16 protein-coding genes are annotated in these 18,794 nt (G+C 64.1%); 7 read left to right on the forward strand and 9 right to left on the reverse strand.

The features are described 5' to 3' along the window. The first annotated feature begins 58 nt into the window (after positions 1–58). Positions 59–685: a TetR family transcriptional regulator gene (locus AC2VNO_RS10145; protein ID WP_228579510.1), complete on the forward strand. Its 627-nt coding sequence runs from the start codon at positions 59–61 to the stop codon at positions 683–685. Positions 686–706: 21 nt separating this feature from the next. Here the strand turns inward: AC2VNO_RS10145 and AC2VNO_RS10150 are convergent, their stop codons facing one another. Together AC2VNO_RS10150 and AC2VNO_RS10155 are read right to left on the reverse strand one after the other, a co-directional pair. Further along, entirely contained in the window at positions 707–3,850 is a 3,144-nt protein-coding gene (locus tag AC2VNO_RS10150; RefSeq protein ID WP_486934015.1) for an efflux RND transporter permease subunit, read from the reverse strand. After that, positions 3,850–5,094, reverse strand: a complete 1,245-nt coding sequence (locus AC2VNO_RS10155; RefSeq protein ID WP_486934016.1) for an efflux RND transporter periplasmic adaptor subunit — start codon at positions 5,092–5,094, stop codon at positions 3,850–3,852. Before AC2VNO_RS10155 ends, AC2VNO_RS10150 begins: the two co-directional genes overlap by 1 nt. Before the next feature lie 212 nt (positions 5,095–5,306). Between AC2VNO_RS10155 and AC2VNO_RS10160 the strand changes: the two genes are divergently transcribed. After that, positions 5,307–6,245, forward strand: a complete 939-nt coding sequence (locus AC2VNO_RS10160; protein WP_486934017.1) for an alpha/beta fold hydrolase — start codon at positions 5,307–5,309, stop codon at positions 6,243–6,245. Here AC2VNO_RS10160 and AC2VNO_RS10165 read toward each other — a convergent pair. Next, positions 6,242–6,682, reverse strand: a complete 441-nt coding sequence (locus AC2VNO_RS10165; protein WP_486934018.1) for a hypothetical protein — start codon at positions 6,680–6,682, stop codon at positions 6,242–6,244. The genes AC2VNO_RS10160 and AC2VNO_RS10165 overlap by 4 nt on opposite strands. Positions 6,683–6,757: 75 nt before the next feature. Then, positions 6,758–8,665 carry a sigma 54-interacting transcriptional regulator gene (locus tag AC2VNO_RS10170; RefSeq protein ID WP_486934019.1) on the reverse strand — a complete coding sequence of 636 codons (1,908 nt, stop codon included), beginning with the start codon at positions 8,663–8,665 and terminating at the stop codon, positions 6,758–6,760. Positions 8,666–8,955: 290 nt separating this feature from the next. Here AC2VNO_RS10170 and AC2VNO_RS10175 point away from each other — a divergent pair, with 290 nt between their 5' ends. Genes AC2VNO_RS10175 through cynS form a run of 4 tightly spaced genes read left to right on the forward strand, consistent with a single transcriptional unit; the run spans position 8,956 to position 12,587 of the window. Next, positions 8,956–10,338, forward strand: a complete 1,383-nt coding sequence (locus AC2VNO_RS10175; protein ID WP_486934020.1) for a CmpA/NrtA family ABC transporter substrate-binding protein — start codon at positions 8,956–8,958, stop codon at positions 10,336–10,338. A 1-nt stretch (position 10,339) separates the two neighbouring features. Continuing rightward, a complete protein-coding gene (gene ntrB, locus AC2VNO_RS10180; RefSeq protein ID WP_486934021.1) occupies positions 10,340–11,200 on the forward strand; it encodes a nitrate ABC transporter permease in 861 nt (286 codons plus the stop codon). 6 nt (positions 11,201–11,206) lie between these two features. Continuing rightward, the gene (locus AC2VNO_RS10185) at positions 11,207–12,154 is read left to right on the forward strand and encodes an ABC transporter ATP-binding protein (protein WP_486934022.1); all 948 of its coding nucleotides are present in this window, start codon (positions 11,207–11,209) and stop codon (positions 12,152–12,154) included. Further along, a complete protein-coding gene (gene cynS, locus AC2VNO_RS10190) occupies positions 12,147–12,587 on the forward strand; it encodes a cyanase (protein WP_486934023.1) in 441 nt (146 codons plus the stop codon). Before AC2VNO_RS10185 ends, cynS begins: the two co-directional genes overlap by 8 nt. 55 nt (positions 12,588–12,642) lie before the next feature. Here cynS and AC2VNO_RS10195 read toward each other — a convergent pair whose 3' ends face one another. The 3 genes from AC2VNO_RS10195 to AC2VNO_RS10205 all read right to left on the reverse strand — a co-directional run bounded on the left by AC2VNO_RS10195 (position 12,643) and on the right by AC2VNO_RS10205 (position 15,202). Next, positions 12,643–13,623, reverse strand: a complete 981-nt coding sequence (locus AC2VNO_RS10195; protein WP_486934024.1) for a lipid A deacylase LpxR family protein — start codon at positions 13,621–13,623, stop codon at positions 12,643–12,645. A 104-nt stretch (positions 13,624–13,727) separates the two neighbouring features. Continuing rightward, positions 13,728–14,567, reverse strand: a complete 840-nt coding sequence (locus AC2VNO_RS10200; RefSeq protein WP_486934025.1) for a fructosamine kinase family protein — start codon at positions 14,565–14,567, stop codon at positions 13,728–13,730. 125 nt (positions 14,568–14,692) lie between these two features. Continuing rightward, complete coding sequence (locus AC2VNO_RS10205) at positions 14,693–15,202, reverse strand: fasciclin domain-containing protein (RefSeq protein WP_486934026.1); 510 nt, start codon at positions 15,200–15,202, stop codon at positions 14,693–14,695. 239 nt (positions 15,203–15,441) lie between these two features. Here AC2VNO_RS10205 and AC2VNO_RS10210 point away from each other — a divergent pair, with 239 nt between their 5' ends. After that, the gene (locus AC2VNO_RS10210; RefSeq protein WP_486934027.1) at positions 15,442–15,753 is read left to right on the forward strand and encodes an NGG1p interacting factor NIF3; all 312 of its coding nucleotides are present in this window, start codon (positions 15,442–15,444) and stop codon (positions 15,751–15,753) included. 22 nt (positions 15,754–15,775) lie between these two features. Here AC2VNO_RS10210 and xylB read toward each other — a convergent pair whose 3' ends face one another. Further along, the gene (xylB, locus tag AC2VNO_RS10215; protein ID WP_486934028.1) at positions 15,776–17,263 is read right to left on the reverse strand and encodes a xylulokinase; all 1,488 of its coding nucleotides are present in this window, start codon (positions 17,261–17,263) and stop codon (positions 15,776–15,778) included. Between the two features lie 10 nt (positions 17,264–17,273). After that, the gene (locus tag AC2VNO_RS10220; protein ID WP_486934029.1) at positions 17,274–18,749 is read right to left on the reverse strand and encodes a mannitol dehydrogenase family protein; all 1,476 of its coding nucleotides are present in this window, start codon (positions 18,747–18,749) and stop codon (positions 17,274–17,276) included. Positions 18,750–18,794 lie beyond the last annotated feature (45 nt).

Below are 18,794 nucleotides of genomic sequence, written 5' to 3' on the forward strand. Positions count from 1 at the left end.
ACGAAGCACGCTGCGTTAGAATGGAGCAAACGGCAGGCCCGAGGAGAAACGACCCATCATGGCGCGACGTACCAAGGCGGAAGCCGCTGCCACCCGCGAAGCCCTGCTCGATGCTGCCGAGGGCGTCTTTCTCGAACGTGGCGTAGCACGCACGTCACTGGAGCAGATCGCTCGCGAAGCGGGTATGACTCGCGGTGCGGTCTACTGGCACTTCAAGAACAAGGCCGACCTGTTCCGCGCCATGTTGCAACGGGTGCGTATGCCATTCGAGGAACTGGTCGAGGAGATCGGCGACCCGAGCCTTGCCGAAAAGCCGCTGGAAGCCATCCGTCAGGCTTGCCTGCGCGGCTTTCTGCGCCTCGAACAGCCGCGCTATCGCCGCGTGCATGCCATCCTGATCCACCACTGCGAAACCTTCGCTGAGATCGACCCGCTGGCGATGCAGAACGAGATGGCAGAGGAAGCATGCGGAGCGCTGAAGGGCTACTTCAGCAAAGCCGCCGCGATGGGCCACCTGCGTCAGGACCTTTCGCCGGAAATAGCCGCCAGGCTGCTCCAGGCAATGCTTGGCGGACTATTCCACGACTGGCTGCGCAACCATGAGCAGTTCTCATTACATGAACGCGGTGCGGCACTGCTCGATACTCAGCTCGAGCTGCTTGCACGTGCGCCGAACGGGCGCTGACCCTATCGGCAACGCCGGGCATTACGCCCGGCTTGCCTTGCTCTCTTCGCCGCGCTGCCTGCGCTCGCGGCCCCAGGTGGCCAGATCCTCCAGCAGCTTGTAGGCCAGCGGCACGAAAATCAGTGCCAGCGAGCTGGCCAGCAGCATGCCACCTACCACTACCGTACCGATTTCCTGGCGGCTGGCCGCCCCCGCGCCGGTGGCGAACACCAGCGGCAAGCTGCCGATGATGAAGGTCAGGGCGGTCATCAGAATGGCGCGGAAACGCTGCTGGGCCGCGGCGAGTGCCGCATCGTAGGAGCTCATGCCTGCACGCCGGTTCTGGGCCGCAAATTCGACGATCAGAATGGCGTTCTTCGCCGCCAGGCCGATCAGCACCAGCAGTCCCACCTGGAAATAGATGTCGTTGGGGAAGCCGCGCAGCATCGCGGCCAACGCTGCGCCCAGCACGCCGAAGGGTACTGCCGTCACCACGGCCAGCGGCAGGGTCAGGCGCTCATACTGGGCGGCCAGGATCAGCAGCACCATCACCATGCCAAGACCAAAGGCCAGCCCGCCGGCACCAGCCGCAGCATCGAGCTGAAAGGCCTCGCCGACCCAACCGAGCTGCGTATTGCCCTGGGTCAGTACCTGGGCCGCAACCTCGTCCATGGCCACCTTGGCCTGGCCGGTGGTATAGCCCGGCGCGGCATCGGCCATGAACTTGGCCGCCGCGTAGACGTTGAAGCGGTTGATGATGTCCGGCCCCGGCGTACGCTCCAGAGTGACCAGCGAACTCAGCGGCAGCATCTCGCCATACTCCGAGCGCACGAAGACCTTGTTGAGATCCTCGGGCCGGCTGCGGAACTCGCCCTCCGACTGCAGGTTCACCTGCCAGTTACGCCCTTCCAGGGTGAAGTCGTTCACGTAGAGCGCGCCGAAGGTGCTCTGCATGGTCTCGAATATCTGATTGATCGGCACCCCCATGGCCCGCGCCTTCTCGCGGTCCACCTCTGCGCTGTAGCGAGGGATGCCGGTATCCAGGGTGGTACGCGCGTTGGCAAGCTCGGGCCGAGCGTTGGCGGCGGCGGCCAGTTCGCCGGCCATCGCCTGGATCTCCTGGGGCGTCGAATCGCCTCGCACCTGAAGATAGCCCTCGACGCCACCCGTCAGCGACAGCCCCATGATCGGCGGCGGGGTGAAGGCGAATACGTTGGCTTCCGGGATGCCCGCGCCCATGCCCATGATACGCCCGGTGAGCGACTGCGCGTCCTGCCCCGGGCCGCGCCGGTCGTCCCAGTCCGCCAGATTGGCGAAGCCCACCCCGGTGTTGCTGCGCAGCGAGCCGGCAATGATGTCGAAACCGGCGAAGCTCGTGAATTCATCGACTTCGTCCATGTCGGTGAGCATCGCCGATACCCGATCGCGCACCGCTTCCGTACGGCCCAGCGCCGAGACTGCCGGCAGCTGGTACACCACCAGCGCCACACCCTGATCCTCCTGCGGAACCAGCCCCGGCGGCAAACGGTTCAGCGAGAACATGGTCAAGGCCAGCACGCCGACGAACAGCAGCACGCCGAGCACCGCGTGACGCAGCAGCTTGCCCACCATCCAGCTGAAGCCCGCAGTCAGCTTGTCGAAGCCGGCGTTGAACCACTGGAACGGCTTGGCCACGGAGTGGGACTGCTTGTCGAGCAGCATGGCGCACATGGCCGGCGTGAGGGTCAGTGCCACCACACCGGACACCACCACCGAAATCGCGATGGTCACGGCGAACTGACGATAGAGTTCGCCGGTAAGGCCGCCGAGGAAGGTCACCGGGGCAAAAACCGCCACCAATACCAGGGTCGACGAGACCACCGCACCGGCTACCTGTTTCATGGTTTCGACGGCGGCATCGCGCGCCTTCATGCCCTCCTCGTTGATCAGTCGATCGACGTTCTCCAGCACGATGATGGCGTTGTCCACCACGATGCCGATGGCCAGTACCAGGCCGAACAGGGTCAGAAGGTTGACCGAGAACCCCAGCGCCAGCATGCCGGCAAAGGTACCGATCAGCGACACCGGAATGGCGACCACCGGGATCAGGGTAGCCCGCAGGTGCTGCAGGAACATAAAGGTGACCAGTACCACCAAGCCCACCGCTATCAGCAGGGTAACGAACACCTCGCGAATGGAAATCTCGACGAATTCGGTGGTGTCGTAGGGGACGGTGTAGGCCACCCCCTCGGGGAAGCGTGCGGCCACCTCATCGAGAGCTGCGCGCACCGCATCGGCAGTTTCCAGGGCGTTGGCCCCGGGCTGCAGATAGACCCCCATGGGCACCGCCGCCTGGCCGTTGTAGGTAGCGGTGAAGGCATAGTTCTGTGCGCCCAGTTCGGCACGTGCCACGTCGCCAAGGCGCAGTGTGCCGCCCTGCTCGTCGGCCCGCAGGATGATGCGCTCGAACTCCTCGGGATCGGACAGCTGGCCGCGGGTGGTGACGGTGAAAGTGAATGCCTGATCGTCGGGTGCCGGCTCCGCACCCAGTCGGCCGGCGGCAAACTGGGCATTCTGTTCGCGAATGGCCGCGGCCACCTCGGACGGTGTCAGGTCGTATTGCGCCAGCTTATCCGGCGACAGCCAGATGCGCATCGAGTAGTCCTGGGCGCCGAACAGCGAGGCGTCGCCCACCCCCGGAATCCGCACCAGCTCGTCGAGTACGTTCAGCAGCGCATAGTTGGAGATGAACAGCGGGTCCTGGCTGCCGTCCGGCGAGTACATCACCGGCACCATCAGAATATTGGTGGAGCGCGCCTCGACCCTTACCCCCTGGTTGCGCACCTGCTGAGGCAGGCGGGCAGTAGCCGCCTGTACCCGATTGTTGACGTTGATCGCCGCCTGGTCGGGGTCGGTTCCCATCTCGAAGGAGACGGTGATCTGTAGGCTCCCGGCGTCGGTGGCGCTCGACTCCATGTAGAGCATGTTGTCGACGCCGTTGATCTCCTGCTCCAGCGGGGCTGCCACCGCCTCGGCCAGCACTTCGGCGCTGGCACCGGGATAGGCGGCCTGCACCACGACCTGAGGCGGCACCACATCGGGATACTGCTCTACCGGCAGCGCCCGCAGTGCCGCCAGCCCCGCCAGCATGATGACCAAGGAGATGACCGAGGCAAAGATCGGCCGGTCGATGAAGAACCTGAGCATTACGCCTCCTCGCCGGACTGGGCAGCTTCGGCTTCGGCTTCCGCCTCGGCGGCAGCGGCTTCGTCTTCGGCTTCCTGCAGCGCCTCCTCGTGGCTCTCGACCTCATTGACGCTCACCGGCATGCCATCCTGCAGCGCCACTTGTCCATTGACCACCAGGCGATCCCCGGCCTCGAGTCCGGAGAGCACCACCTGTTCGCCATCGACAATGGGCCCGAGCTCCACCGTGCGCGCCTCGGCGACGTCATCGACCACCACGAAGACCCGCGCGCCTGCCTGGCCCTGACCGACCGCTTCCTGAGGAATCAGGAACACGTCCTCCAGGGTCTGCACCAGGAGCTGGATGCGTACGAACTGGCCCGGCACCACGTCGCCGCCGGGGTTGGGGAACACGGCGCGCGCGGAAACGCTGCCGGTACGCGGGTCGATGGTGCTGTCGGTGAAGTCGACGATACCCACCTCGTCGTATTCGCTACCGTCGGGCAGCGTCAGCAACGCCTCGCGCTGCACCGCTTCACCGTTGGTGGCCATGGCACGCCGCGCCGTACGCTGCAGGGAGGCGTCGCCCTCGGGCAGGGAGAAGCGCACGTGTATCGGGTCCTGCTGGGTCACGGTGGTCAGCAATGTGCCGCGTTCGATAAGGCTGCCCTCGGGAAAACTCTCCAATCCGGTCATGCCGCCCAGCGGCGCTCGCACTTCGGTATAGTCGAGATTGAGTTCGGCATTGGCCACGCCGGCCTCTGCCAGGGCGTAGCGCGCTTCGGCCAACTCTCGACCGGAGAGCGCCGAGTCTCGCTCACGTTCACTGACGGCATTCTGCTGGAAAAGGGTCGAGATACGCCGCCATTCGCGCTGCGCCTGGTTCAGCTCGGCCTGAGCATTGGCCAGCTCGGCCTGGGCCCGCTTGAGTTCGATGTCATAGGAGTCACGGTCGATGCGAAACAGGGGCTGCCCCGCCTCGACGACCTGGCCTTCGGTGTACAGGCGCTCCTGCAAGATACCCTGCACACGGGCGCGCACTTCCACTTCACGAGAGCCACGTACGCGAGCAGCGTACTCCTCCACCACGTCGACCGAGCGCGGCTCGACGTTCATGACATACACCGTGGGCGGCGGACGGCCACCGGCCCCAGCGGGGGCCCCGCCGTTTCCATTCTGCTCGCAGCCCGCCAGCAGAGAGACCATGAGGCCGACAGCCAGAATCCATTTCACGGGAAGGCGCGCTCCCGGAAGTGACAGATGCATATTGGGTCTCCGCTGAATGTCGTGGTACGTCATGGGGCAACTCGCCCAAGGGCAGGGGGTCGCATGGCAGGTGATTAGCTTGCGACGGATTATAGCTACAACGATGTATGTATACTAGCCTTGCGCCTGTTTCCCGTGCCTTCCATGAGTCGAGCGGATGCAGTAAAAACAGTCTATGCTGCATAGCAGCATAGACGTTGACGGAGACATACATGGATGCACTGGAACTGGTTCCGCTGGGTGGCCTGGAGATAGCCGTGCGTATCTGGCACCCCGACGCACCGAGAACCGTGGTCGCCTGGCATGGCCTGGCACGCCACGGTGGCGACTTCGAAAGCTTCGCCCGTGCGCTCGGACCCGAGTGGCGTGTGCTGGCCCCAGACACGCCGGGACGCGGGCTTTCGAGCTGGTCGCCGATTCCGCCTCAAGATTACCTCTATCGCAGCTACAAGAAAGTTGCCCTGGCCGTGCTGGATCACTTCGAGCTGGAGACAGTGCCGTGGGTCGGCACCTCAATGGGGGGCCTGTTGGGGATGCTGCTGGCCGCCGACGCCGAGAGCGCGCATCGCATCGAGCGTCTGGTGCTCAACGACGTCGGACCCGAATTGAACCCTCAAGGCCTGACGCAGCTGGCACTCTATTTCGGCAGGCCGCATCGTTTCACCACCTTCGCCCAGCTTCAGGCGGAACTGACCGAACACTATGCCGGCTTCGGGATCGAGAGCGAGGCGGCATGGCGGCGGCTGGCGCTGGGCAGCGCACGCCGACTACCCGACGGCAGCTGGACCTACCATTACGATCCACGCATCGCCGAGCAGTTCGTTCACGACACGCCCCGCGACACCTGGGCAGACTGGCGAGCGATCCAATGCCCGCTGATGGTGATCCGGGGGGCTGAATCGCCTTTGCTGGATGCCGCAAGCGTGCTGCGAATGGCCGAAGCACAGCCCGGCCTGGTGACGCTGGAAGTACCCGGCTGCGGACACGCCCCGATGCTCGACCGCGATAGCCAGGTAGCACCCATCGCTGAATTCATCGCCCGCCCCCACCGCAGGTCTCCGCCCCTCCAGCCCTGGCGCCATGTAGAACGCTGGTGGCAGCGGCTTCTTGCTTGGGCGAGGCGGGACAAACCTCTCAAGGGCACCGACTAGTCGATTCGGTCGGCATCGCGCTGGGACGACGCCGATCGATCCGAGCGCGGCCGGCTACGCAGAATACGCCCTTCGGGATGCACCTCGATCCTCTCGCCTCCCCCCGGCCCCATGACGTCGTCTCGCCACATTTCGCCGCGCTCCCGCGGCCTCACGGCACCGGGCTGTGCCGGCTCCCCAGGCCCAGGGGCATGCCCCCAGCGAAAGCGAGGGTCGAATAGTATCCAGGGGAGTTCGACGCTGAACGAAGGATCGACCCGACGATGCTGGTGCCAGTGCTGGCGATGCCAGTCAACGGGATGCAGTACGGGCTGAAAGGCAATTGCACTGCTCGAATGTCGGATTTCACCTGGCGTGGCCCAAGCAGGCACGCCGAATGCTAGCCAACCCAGCAACAGCGCCACCTGACGGCCGCGCCACTTGTTCGTATCATGCATAGCCGTGCTCCCCATGCGCCTACCTCTGCCTACCCCCCACCAAGGCCTTCAGTATAAGCGCGCTGCCGCACAGGGCTAGGTACGGTAATCGCGTGACTCGATACCCCACGCTTTGAGCCGCGAACGTAGGGTCGTCGGTCGCAGGCCCAGCAACTCCGCCGCACCTCCCGCTCCCGACACCTTGCCGCCGCAGGCGCGCAGCGCCGCCACGGCATTGGTTCGCTGATGCTGGGTCATTTCGTGTTCGGTTAACGGCTCCGGCGGCTTACCCGAGGCCTGATGCAACGTCGGAGCGGTCCAGCCTGCCGACTCAAGAGGCCTCTGCTCCGCCAGCTTGAACAGCTCGTCGAAGGTAAGATCACGACGCTGGGCAACGATGACCTGGCGCTCGATGACGTTTTCCAGCTCCCGAATGTTACCCGGCCAGGTGTAATGCTTGAGTGCTTCCATCTGACCCGGTGGTATGCGCATGCCGGGCTTGTTGAATTTCTGGCAGGCCCGGCGCAGGAAATGGCTGGCCAGCAGCGGCACGTCGCCGATACGTTCACGCAGGGGCACCGACGTGATGGGGAAGACGTTGAGACGGAAATAGAGGTCCTCGCGGAACTGGCCAGCCGCGATCATTTCGCTCAGCTCACGATTGGTCGCCGCGATGACGCGAACGTTCACCTCCCGAGTACGGTCGTCGCCGACGCGCTCGAACTGCTGATCCTGGAGCACTCGCAGCAGCTTGCTCTGCAGCTCCAGTGGAATCTCGCCTACCTCGTCGAGAAACAGCGTACCCCCGTCGGCCAGCTCGAAGCGCCCTGGCCGGTCGCTCACTGCCCCGGTGAAAGCCCCTTTCACATGGCCGAAGAACTCACTCTCGAACAGGTCGCGGGGGATCGCTGCACAGTTGACCCGAATCAGCGGCCGGTCGCTGCGCCCACTGCCCGCGTGAATCGCCCGGGCGATCAGCTCCTTGCCGGTGCCGGATTCGCCGGTAACCAGCACGTTGGCATCGGTTGGCGCCACCAGTGCGATCTGTCGCACCAGATGCGCCACTGCCGGACTCTCGCCCACGATCTCACGATGATTGATCTCGGCGGTGATCTCTTCCTGGAGATACTGGTTCTCGAGTTCCAGGCGCAGCTTGAGCGACTCCACCTCGGCCAAGGCATCGCGCAGCTGCTGCTCGGCGAGTTTACGTTCGCGAATGTCGCGAAACAGCACCACGGCGCCCACCAGCCGCCCGGTCTCGAAGATGGGGGTGCTGGTGTATTCGACCGGGATCGCCTCGCCGTTCTTGTGCCAGAACACCTCGTTGTCGACGCGATGCACCTGGCCGTCACTGAACGAGGCGTGGATGGGACACTGTTGAACCGGGAAATGGCTGCCGTCGGCGTGAGTGTGGTGAAACATCTGGTGGGCGTCGTGGCCGACTATGTCTTCACTGCTCCAGCCCAGGATACGCTCAGCGGCAGGATTGACGAAAGTGGTTCTGCCTTCGGCATCGAGGCCGTAGATTCCCTCCCCTGCAGCCCCCAGAATCAGCTGATTCTGCCGCTCGATACGCTCGAAAACCTGCTCGACCCGCTCCCAGCCCACATGCCCGCGCCTATGTCGGCGCCACAAATCGGCCCGCGCCCGCCGCTGTTCGGCCTTGTCGAGTTCGATCACGCCGAACAGCAGGCGTTGGTCATCCAGCGCCTGGCCATACACTTCCACCCGGTGAGGCACGCGCCGCGTATCGAGCAACAGCAGGTCGTCGGACCAGGCCGGCGAGCGCTCCATGGCTTCGTCACTGAACGCAACCCAGAGCGGTAACGAAGGTCCCAGGCAATGGCTGAAAGGCCGTGCAGCCAGTCGCTCGTAGTTTGCGCCCAGCAGGCGACAAGCCTCGTCATTGGCTGCCAGCAGCCTGTCGGCGCGTGGGTCGGCCAAGAGCAGGGCAATGGGGGCGTGTTCGAAGGCGGATACGTCCGCCAAACGGGAGAGAGACATCGCTAGGCTCCGACAGAAAGTCTTCTCATCCCATACAAGTCACGTACCAGTGACGAAATTTCGTTTCAGCGGCAACGAGATATCGTCTTTGACGAGATTTCGTCCTTCCGTCGAACCGCTGGCCGGCATCGAAGCTGTAGTCCCAAATCATTGAGTGAAAAGGACTAATACGTATTTCACAAGAAATGGCACACGGCTCGCTTTAGTCAAGGCGACTGCCGGCACGCCTTGTCCCCATGCACCAGGCGAGTGCAGGCAATCCTTCACCTGCGCCTTCGAGGGGAAACCATATGAATAACGATCACAACAGTCTGGGAAACCCGTTCGATCACCGCCAGTCGCTGGTCCATGGCCGCGATTGTGGCTGCGGCGAATGCTCCACCACTCGCGTTGGCGGTGAAGACGCCCCGCGCGACAGCGAAGCGATGATGGATCGCGTCGTCGAAAGTGCCCTGGTACGCGGGATCTTCGGCCACAGCGACATGCATCGGCGCCAATTCATGAAGCTGGTGGGTGGCGGCACGATGGCCGCTGCCTTGTCGAGCATTCTTCCACTCAGTGCGATCAAGGCCGCCGCCCAGGAGAGCATGGGGCCTTTGGAAAAGCCTCAGCTCGACATCGGCTTCATCCCCATCACCTGTGCCACGCCGATCATCATGGCCCATCCGATGGGTTTCTATGAGCGCTACGGGCTCGACGTCAACGTTATCAAGGCTGCCGGCTGGGCGCTGATTCGCGACAACTCCCTGAACGACCGCTTCGATGCAGCCCATATGCTCACCCCGATGCCCCTGGCCATGACGTTGGGTGCAGGTTCCAGCACGCGTCACTTCATCGCCCCTGCCATAGAGAACATCAACGGCCAGGCCATCGTGTTGCGCAACGACCACCAGGACAAGCGTGACCCCGAGCAGTGGCGCGGCTTCACCTTCGGCGTGCCCTTCGAATACTCAATGCACAATTTCCTGCTGCGCTACTACGTGGCCGAACACGGGCTCGATCCGGACCGTGACATCCAGATCCGGGTGATCCCGCCCCCCGAAATGGTCGCCAACCTGCGCGCCGGCAATATCGACGGCTTCCTCTCCCCCGACCCCTTCAACCAGCGCGCGGTCTACGAGCGGATCGGCTTCATTCATCTGCTTACCAAGGAGATCTGGGAAGGTCATCCGTGCTGCGCCTTCGCTACCAGCGCGCGCTTCGCCCGAGAGAATCCCAATACCTATGGTGCGCTGCTGCGGGCCATCATCGATGCCACTCAATACTCCTCCGATCCGGCCAACCGCTCCGAGATAGCCGAAGCCATTGCTCCTGCCGCCTATCTCAACCAGCCGGTGACGGTGATCGAGCAGGTACTGACCGGGCGTTTTGCCGACGGCTTGGGCAACGTGCAGAACGTGCCCGACCGTATCGACTTCGACCCTTTCCCCTGGCATTCGATGGCGATCTGGATCCTCACCCAGATGAAGCGCTGGGGGTATATCGACGGCGATGTGGATTACCAACAGATCGCCCGCGACGTCTATCTCGCCACCGATGCCCGTGAGGTGATGCGCGAACTGGGCTACGACGCACCGGAGGAGAACGCTCGCCAGTTCCAGATCATGGGCAAGACCTTCGACTACACACAGCCTGAAGCCTATGTCGAAAGCTTCGCACTGAGGAGGAGCTGACATGGATCGCACCACCACTGAATGGAAACTGAACCTCAACACCCGCGCCACGCTGCTGGCCGTGCTGCTGCTCATCGTCGGTCTGGGGCTGTGGGAAGGCCTCAATCGTGCCCCCATACTCGGTGGGGCGGGAGCGGAACTCAGCGAGTACGAACTCCTGATGGGCGGCGCCGACGAAACGGCGCGAGTACCGCCACCCTCGGCAATTTTCGAACGCGCCTGGGTCGAACTTTCCAACCCCTTCTACGATGCCGGCCCCAACGACAAGGGAATCGGTATCCAGCTTGGCTACTCGCTCTATCGCGTGCTGACGGGCTACTTGATGGCCGCGGCCATCGCCATTCCCGTGGGCTTTCTGATCGGCATGTCGCCACTGATGTACCGTGCCTTGAACCCCTACATTCAGGTCCTGCGCCCGATCTCACCGCTGGCGTGGATGCCGCTGGCCCTGTTCATCATTCGCGATGCCGAAGCCTCGGCGATATTCGTGATCTTCATCTGTTCGATCTGGCCGATGCTGCTCAACACCGCCTTCGGCGTGGCCGGGGTACGTGACGACTGGGTCAACGTGGCCCGTACCCATGAGCTTTCGCCACTGAAGACCGCCTTCAAGGTAATTCTGCCTGCCGCTGCCCCCACCATTCTCACCGGCATGCGTATCTCTATCGGCATTGCCTGGCTGGTCATCGTCGCCGCCGAGATGCTCGTGGGCGGCACCGGCATCGGCTACTACGTGTGGAACGAATGGAACAACCTCGATCTGACCAGTGTGATCTTCGCCATTCTGGTGATCGGCGTGGTGGGCATGCTGCTCGACCTTGCGCTCTCGTCGATCGCCCGGCTGGTCACCTACCAGGAGTAAAGCGCCATGACTCATGCCTTCGTGGAAGTTCAGCAAGCTGCCAAGCGCTTTCCCGGCATCAAGGGCAGTCCCGACCTCACGGTCTTCGAGAACGTCAGTTTCCAGCTTCAGAAGGGCGAGTTCGTTTGCATCATCGGTCACTCCGGCTGCGGAAAGTCGACCATCATGAACGCCCTCGCCGGCTTGGACAGCCTTAGCGAAGGCGCCATGATCATGGATGGGCGCGAGATCGGAGGCCCCAGCCTGAAGCGCGGCGTGGTGTTCCAGAACTACAGCCTGCTGCCGTGGCTCACGGCACTGGATAACGTGCGCTTTGGCGTACGCGCTCGCTGGAAGGAGTGGAAAGAGAGCCAGGTTACCGATCACAGCCTGCGATATCTGGAAATGGTCGGTCTGAAGGAAGTCGTCATGCGCAAGCCGGCGCAGCTCTCGGGCGGTATGCGCCAGCGAGTCAGCATCGCCCGGGCATTCGCCACCAAGCCGGAACTGCTGCTGCTCGACGAGCCCTTCGGTGCACTCGATGCACTGACACGAGGAGTGATTCAGGACGAATTGCTGAAGATCTGGAGCCAGGACCGTCAGACGGTATTCATGATCACTCACGATGTGGACGAGGCGATCCTGCTGGCCGACCGCATCTTCCTGATGACCAACGGCCCCGAGGCGCGCATCGCCGAAGCCGTGGAGATCGACCTGCCGCGGCCGCGCTCGCGTGGCGAGATCGTCAAGCATCCGCATTTCTACACCCTGCGCAATTACCTGGTCGATTTCCTGGTCAACCGCGCCAGTGAACTGCGAACCGCTCCTCAGGATTCGCGCGGCTTGCATTACCCCCGCTCGGTCAACCCCGTTGCCGAGGCAAGCGCCTCGGTAACGTTCCGCAAGGCCGATGCCCAGGCATCTGCCCCACCCAAGCTGGTCACTGTCACTCCCAAGGAGAGCCATCATGGATAAACTCGAGATGCGCCACACCCTGCTCGCCGCCAAGGCCCGCAAGAAGATGAGCTGGGACGAAATCGCCAGCGCCGTAGGCTTGTCGCCGGTGTGGACCGCCTCGGCCTGCTACGGCATGAACAGCGCCAGCCATGACGTGGCCCACAAGCTGTGCGACGTGCTGGAAGTGGAAAGCGACGTGGCCGAAGCGCTGCAGGCCTTCCCCACCAAGGCCTGGGACGAGGCGATCCCTCAGGATCCCTTCATCTACCGGCTCTACGAGGTGGTGGGCGTTTACGGCGAGACGCTGAAGGATGTGGTGCAGGAGAAATTCGGCGACGGCATCATGAGCGCCATCGACTTCACCATGGAAATGGACAAGATCGAGGACCCCAAGGGGGACCGGGTGCTGCTCACCCTCAACGGCAAGTTCCTACCCTACAAGGCCTGGTAAGCAAACTCACCTGGCCGCCCCGGAAACCGGGGCGGCCAAGGGACAAGAGCGCCGCTCAAAGCCGATAGCTCAGCGACAGCGCACCGTGCACGGTGCCCCCATCCTGCTCCTCGAACTCCTTGCTGCGCCAGATGTGAGCCAGGCTCATCTCCCAGCGCTCCCAGGTGAGCGCCACGCCGACAACCGCATCGCCGACCAGCTCGCGACGATCGACTGAGTGACTGTCGCGGACGGTATTGCCGTCCAACAGCAGGTTATGCGCCACGTAGCGTCCCTGGAGTGCGGCGAAGAGATTCCAGCCGCTGCCCGGCGATGTCGAAACCTGTCGGTAGCCCCCGCGCTCAATGCTCAGAGAGGGCCAACCCATGCTGTTGTCGAGTCCGCGACCGAGACGCAGGCCGTAACCACCGCCGGCCTGAACCAGCAGATTACCGAGCGCCGCCGACAAGCCGGGGCCGTGCTGCATCTCGAGCCACCCCAGCGACAGGTTGTGCCACCAGTGGCGGCGATACCCCACGTTGAGAATGGGCTCATTGCCCAACTGATGGGACCAGCCGCGGGGCCGCTGGCTATTGGTGAAACGATGCACCTCACGTTGCACGCTGTCGGCGGAGGTAATCGGCCCGACCACACCAATATCGAGTTGAAGCGCATCCTCGCGGTGCCAGGCGCCACGCAGCGGCTCTCGTCCATACAGCGCCAGGCCGCCCAGTATCAGGCCGGCGTAGGGACGATCGTCCTCGATCAGGTCGCGACGCTCCACCTCCTCCGGCGTATACATGCGGTAGCTCAGGTGATAGCTGAGAGCATCCACCGAGCCGAACCAGCCGCCTGCGATGCGCTGGCTCCAATGCTGAGGAGTGACCGGCTGGGTCCAGAGCAGCTCTACGCCCGAGGTGTAATGGTCGTCATCGCTGCTGACCATGCCGTCGTTATCCACCTGCAGCGTCACGACACCCGAACTTGCGAAAACCGGCGACGCCAGCAGACAACCAATGGCAATCCTTCCAATGAAACCGCAGATGCCTCTTTTCATGAGGTTCTCTTCCTTGAGTAAGCGAGTAACATTCATGATTGTATGTACTGCTTGCGGTCCCGGGCAAGAGGATTCAAACGTACCCTTGAATGAAACGATCCTCGTTACCCTTGCTCGACGACGTCTAGCGTGCGCTCCACTCCACCCCGATAGCTACCACCGAACAGCAGCAGATGGTTGAGCAGCGGATAGAGCTGAAACAGCGCCTCCCGCCGTGGCCAGTCGGCAGGAGCGGTACCATCCCAATAAGCTTCGAAGAAGGCATCGCCAGGCGAACCGAACAGCGTCAGCATGGCCAGATCCACCTCGGGGTAATGGCGGTATACCGCGGGGTCGATGACCGCAGGCCCTTGCGGGGTATGCAGCACATTGCCGCTCCACAAGTCGCCGTGTACGAGACTTGCCGGAACGTTCGGGAGCCACGCTTCGAGAGTTTGCGCCACGGCTTCGATGCGCCGACGCAGCTGATCGTCCAGCAGCCCACGCTGATGACAGGCGCGAGCCAGCGGCAGCAGGCGCCGCTCGCGCTGGAACGCACGCCCGTCCGAGATAGGGGCATTGGGTTGAGGGGTACGGCCACAGGCGTTGTCGCGCGGCCAGCCGTGTTCATCGGCACCGACCGAGTGAAGTTGGCGAAGCCCCTCACCCAGCGCAGCTGCCGAGTGCTGCGAGCGCGAGCCGCTCTCCAGCGCCTCCATCACCAGCCAGCCATGACCCAGTGCCAGCACCGCGGGCACCCGCAGTGAAGTGCCCGCCTCACGTAGCGCCCGCAACCCATCCGCCTCGCCGGCCAGGCGCTGCGCATCGTCCTGCTTGGCGACCACCGCTCCCTTGGAGGTGTCCAGCCAATAGACGGCCGCTATGTCCCCGCCACCCAAGCCCCGCAGCGCCCCCTGTGGTGAAAGGCCGTGAGATTCGAGCAGAGCCGTGAGCGCGCGATCCATGTTCCCTCCTTGGGCATTCGGCCATGTCATTACCGCCACCATGACATGCCCGTGCCCTAGCGACTATCGCCATAAAAAAGCCACCCCGGAGGGTGGCAAGTGGACACAGCAAGGGCTGGCTGTGATCACTCGGGCAGGAGCACGCTGTCGATGACGTGAATGACGCCGTTGCTCGCCTCGATATCGGCCTGGATCACGGTGGCGTCGTTGATCATCACGCTGCCATCCATGGTGGTGATGGTAACGTCCTGGCCTTGTACGGTAGTGGCGCTGTCCAGTCCCATCGCATCTTCAGCCATGACGTTACCAGCGACTACGTGATAGGTGAGTACGGCCTGCAACTGCTCGCGGTTTTCCGGTTCCAGCAAGCTTTCCACGGTGCCCTCGGGCAGCGCGGCGAATGCCTCGTCTGTGGGAGCAAAGACGGTGAACGGGCCATCACCCTTGAGGGTCTCCACCAGCCCAGCGGCTTCCAGTGCAGCAGCCAATGTCTCGAACTGGCCGGCTGCCACGGCAGTATCGACGATATCCTGTTTGTCGCCATGACTGCCGGCCTGGACGACCCCAGCCATCAGTGTAAGGCCCATCAAACCAGCTCCCATCCACTTCGCGGCTACCACGTGAATCGTTTTCATCAGGGTAATTTCCTCAGTGTGAACGCAGAGGGTAAGCGCCAAGTCAGCGAACCCTGTACACAGGGTAGATTACTGTACACACCTTGAACAAGTATTTTTTCACTGCACAGCCTGCCGAAGTATCAAGGGCTGACGCTGCCGACCAGCTGTGGCAAAAAGGGGGAAGGCATAGAAACGGAAGCCACTTCCTGCCTGGCACAGCGCGCTTTCAGCCAGACGGGATCGACAGGGAGAAAACGATGTACAAGCTTGCCTTCTTCGTTCCGCTGGAAGATGCCGAAGCCGTAAAGGAGGCCGTCTTCGTCACCGGCGCCGGGCGCATCGGCGACTACGAGGCGTGTTGTTTCGAGACCCGTGGCACCGGCCAGTTTCGTCCGCTCGACGGCGCCAGCCCGCACATCGGCCAGGTCGGCGACCTGGAAAAGGTAGCGGAAGTGAAGGTGGAACTTGTCTGCGAAGACCACCTCATTCGCGATGCCGTCGACGCCTTGCGCGCCGCGCACCCTTACGAGGAGCCGGCCTTCGACGTGTGGAAACTGGAAATCTTCTAGTCGCCCAGACCGAGCTCGGGCATCAGCCCACCGAGACGCCATGATGGAGGGCCAGCGCCTCGCGGTAGCGGGCGTAGGCCGTCTCGTAGGCACGCACACTGGCTGCCTTCGGCTCGGCCAGCGAGGCATCGTCGAGGTGAACCAGGCGCTGGCACAGTTCGCTCAGCGGTAGATCGTGCCGCTCGCACCAGGCCGCCTGCAGCGCCGCTCCCAATGCCGCGGCATCGGTCACCTGGGGACAGATCACCGGAGTCGCGGTCACGTCGGCCACCATCTGGCGCCACAGCGGGCTCCTCGCGCCGCCGCCGATCAGGCGGATCTGGCTGGCGCCGGCAGCCAGCGGGCCGAGCAACTCGAGACCGTAGCGCAGACCGAAGGTGGCGCTCTCCACCACTGCCCGGCACAGGTTGGCCTGGGTCAGGTTGCGACTGTCGAGCCCCAGGAAGCTGGCCGTGGCGTGCGGCAGCGACGGCACCCGCTCGCCGTTGAAGAACGGCAGAACCGTCACCCCCTCCGCCCCGATGGGGGCCGCGGCCAGGCGCTCGCCGAAGGCGGCCAGGTCGAGGTCGAACAGCTCGCGCACCAGGGTGCTGGCCGACGTCACGTTCATGGTACAGATCAGCGGCAGCCAGCCGCCGTGGCTGGCGCAGAAGTTGGCCACCATGTCGCTCTCGGCGCGCACCGCTTCGGGCGAATAGGCGCATACCGTGCCCGAGGTGCCGAGACTCAGTGTGACGATACCGGGGGCGATGTTGCCGGTACCGATGGCGCCGAGCATGTTGTCGCCCCCGCCGCTGGCCACGACCACGTCGGGCGACAGTCCCAGCTCGCTAGCGAGCTCGGGGCGCAGCGTACCGGCGGGTTCGCGAGAGTCGATCAGGCGCGGCAGCACGCTCTCGGGGTCGAGCTCCGGGGCGATCTCGGTGAATACGTCGTGACGCCACCGCCGGCTTCGCGTGTCGAAGTAGCCGGTACCCGAGGCATCGCCCGCCTCCGCCACCTTCTCGCCGGTCAGCCAGAAGTTGAGGTAGTCGTGGGGCAGCAGCACGGTGTCGATTCGGCGGTAGGCGTCGGGGCGTGCTTCACGCAGCCAGGCGATCTTGGAGGCGGTATAGCCGGTCTGTAGCACCAGTCCGAGCCGCTCGAGGCAACCCGTCGCACCGCCCAGGCGCTCCACCAGTGCGGCGTTGTGCACGGCCGTTTCGGTATCGCACCACAGCTTGGCGGGATGTACCGGTCGACCCGCAGCGTCGAGCGCCACCATGCCGTGCTGCTGGCCGGAAACGCCGATGGCGCGGATCGCACGACGCTCGATGCCGGCACGCCCCACGGCCTCCTCGAAGGCCCCGCGGAAGGCGTCGCACCACTCCTGTGGCTGCTGCTCGCGGCGACCGTTCTCCCCCTCCGTCAGGTGATGAGGACGACTCGCCTCGGCGAGCAACGCCTCGCCGTCGACGTCGACCACCGCCACCTTGGTGCTCTGGGTGCCGCAATCCACCCCGATATACATTTGCCGCTCCTCACTCCCCGCTCAGGCTTTCCAGAGTAGCGCGAGCGCCGCCCTCGTGCAGGCTCGCCAGCGTCTCGAGATAGGCTTGGCGAAAACGTGGGTGATCGCACAGGTCGCCGAACAGCTCGCGGTTCTCGATGAAGGCCGTCGGTCGTGTGCGGTTCTCGGCGGCCAGGGCCACCAGCTCGTGTTTGTGACGGTCGACCACCGTGATGGGCTCGCCCTGCTCGTCCACGCCCTCGGCGTAGCGCGCCCAGCTCGCCACCACCGCCGCGCTGCGATGGAGTTCGCCTCCTTTCGCCAGCTGCTCGCGAATCACCGGCACCAGCCACTTGGGGATACGGTCGGAACTCTCGGCGCACAGCCGCGCCAGGGTGTCCTTGATCTCTGGGTTGGCGAAGCGCTCGATCAGGGTCAGGCAGTACCGCTCGAGATCCACCCCGGGCACTGGGGCCAGGGTGGGGCTGCCCTCATGGCGCATGTAGCCGAGCAGGAAGTCGACGAACAGCGGATCGCGGCACACCTCGTGGGCATAGCGGTAACCGGCGAGAGTGCCGAAGTAACACAGCGCCTGGTGGCTGGCATTGAGCAGGCGCAGCTTCATCAGCTCATAAGGCTCCACGTCCGCCACCAGCTGCACGCCGACCCGCTCGAACGCCGGCCGGCCGCAGGCGAAATGATCCTCCAGTACCCATTGCGTAAAGGGCTCACACACCACCGGCCAGGCATCCTCGACGCCGAACTCGCCGGCCAGCTCCTCGATGTCGACCGGCTGGGTCACCGGCGTGATGCGGTCGACCATGGCATTGGGGAACGGCACCTCGGCTTCGATCCATTCGGCCAGCACCGGGTCGCGGGCCCGGGCGAAGGCAACGAACGTACGCCGCGCCACTTCGCCGTTGCCCTGGATGTTGTCGCAGGACATCAGCGTGAACGGCGCCAGACCTCGTGCATGGCGGCGAGCCAGCGCCTCCACCACCAGGCCGAAGGTGGTACGCGGCGCTGCGGGATGATCGAGGTCGTGGCGCACGTCCGGGTTGCCGAGATCGAACTCTCCGCTCACCGGGTGGAAGTTGTAGCCGCCTTCGGTGACGGTCAGAGAGACGATGCGAATGGTGGGATCGGCCATGCACTCGATCACCGCCTCAGGGTCGTCGGGGGCGTAGAGGTAGTCGATCATGGCCCCGATCACCCGGGGTTCGCGCTCGCCGCCGGGGTGCTTCACCACCAGGGTATAGAGGTGGTCCTGCGCCGCGAGCGCTTCCTGCATTCGCCGGTCGCCCGGCATCACACCGACGCCGACGATCCCCCAGTCGAGCGCCTCGCCGCGGTTCATCAGCGCATCGAGGTACATGGCCTGATGCGCACGATGAAACCCGCCGACACCGATGTGCACGATTCCCGGCGCCACCTCCCGGCGGTCGTAGCGCGGCACGGCGACACGCGGGTCGAGTTGCGAGAGCGAGGCGTTGCTGAGAGCAGGCATAGGGCACTCCTTGCCGCAAGCGGCAATGAACGGGAAAGTGAGCGG

This window comes from Halomonas sp. TH-94 (genome assembly GCF_057473365.1).

What these genes read in the sequence shown, in the direction of transcription:
- xylB (WP_486934028.1), bottom strand. Translation starts at nt 17,263, where the DNA reads ATGTATATCGGGGTGGATTGCGGCACCCAGAGCACCAAGGTGGCGGTG.
- AC2VNO_RS10160 (WP_486934017.1), top strand. Translation starts at nt 5,307, where the DNA reads ATGGATGCACTGGAACTGGTTCCGCTGGGTGGCCTGGAGATAGCCGTG.
- AC2VNO_RS10150 (WP_486934015.1), bottom strand. Translation starts at nt 3,850, where the DNA reads ATGCTCAGGTTCTTCATCGACCGGCCGATCTTTGCCTCGGTCATCTCC.
- ntrB (WP_486934021.1), top strand. Translation starts at nt 10,340, where the DNA reads ATGGATCGCACCACCACTGAATGGAAACTGAACCTCAACACCCGCGCC.
- AC2VNO_RS10175 (WP_486934020.1), top strand. Translation starts at nt 8,956, where the DNA reads ATGAATAACGATCACAACAGTCTGGGAAACCCGTTCGATCACCGCCAG.
- cynS (WP_486934023.1), top strand. Translation starts at nt 12,147, where the DNA reads ATGGATAAACTCGAGATGCGCCACACCCTGCTCGCCGCCAAGGCCCGC.
- AC2VNO_RS10210 (WP_486934027.1), top strand. Translation starts at nt 15,442, where the DNA reads ATGTACAAGCTTGCCTTCTTCGTTCCGCTGGAAGATGCCGAAGCCGTA.
- AC2VNO_RS10195 (WP_486934024.1), bottom strand. Translation starts at nt 13,623, where the DNA reads ATGAAAAGAGGCATCTGCGGTTTCATTGGAAGGATTGCCATTGGTTGT.
- AC2VNO_RS10155 (WP_486934016.1), bottom strand. Translation starts at nt 5,094, where the DNA reads ATGCATCTGTCACTTCCGGGAGCGCGCCTTCCCGTGAAATGGATTCTG.
- AC2VNO_RS10220 (WP_486934029.1), bottom strand. Translation starts at nt 18,749, where the DNA reads ATGCCTGCTCTCAGCAACGCCTCGCTCTCGCAACTCGACCCGCGTGTC.
- AC2VNO_RS10170 (WP_486934019.1), bottom strand. Translation starts at nt 8,665, where the DNA reads ATGTCTCTCTCCCGTTTGGCGGACGTATCCGCCTTCGAACACGCCCCC.
- AC2VNO_RS10185 (WP_486934022.1), top strand. Translation starts at nt 11,207, where the DNA reads ATGACTCATGCCTTCGTGGAAGTTCAGCAAGCTGCCAAGCGCTTTCCC.
- AC2VNO_RS10200 (WP_486934025.1), bottom strand. Translation starts at nt 14,567, where the DNA reads ATGGATCGCGCGCTCACGGCTCTGCTCGAATCTCACGGCCTTTCACCA.
- AC2VNO_RS10205 (WP_486934026.1), bottom strand. Translation starts at nt 15,202, where the DNA reads ATGAAAACGATTCACGTGGTAGCCGCGAAGTGGATGGGAGCTGGTTTG.
- AC2VNO_RS10145 (WP_228579510.1), top strand. Translation starts at nt 59, where the DNA reads ATGGCGCGACGTACCAAGGCGGAAGCCGCTGCCACCCGCGAAGCCCTG.
- AC2VNO_RS10165 (WP_486934018.1), bottom strand. Translation starts at nt 6,682, where the DNA reads ATGCATGATACGAACAAGTGGCGCGGCCGTCAGGTGGCGCTGTTGCTG.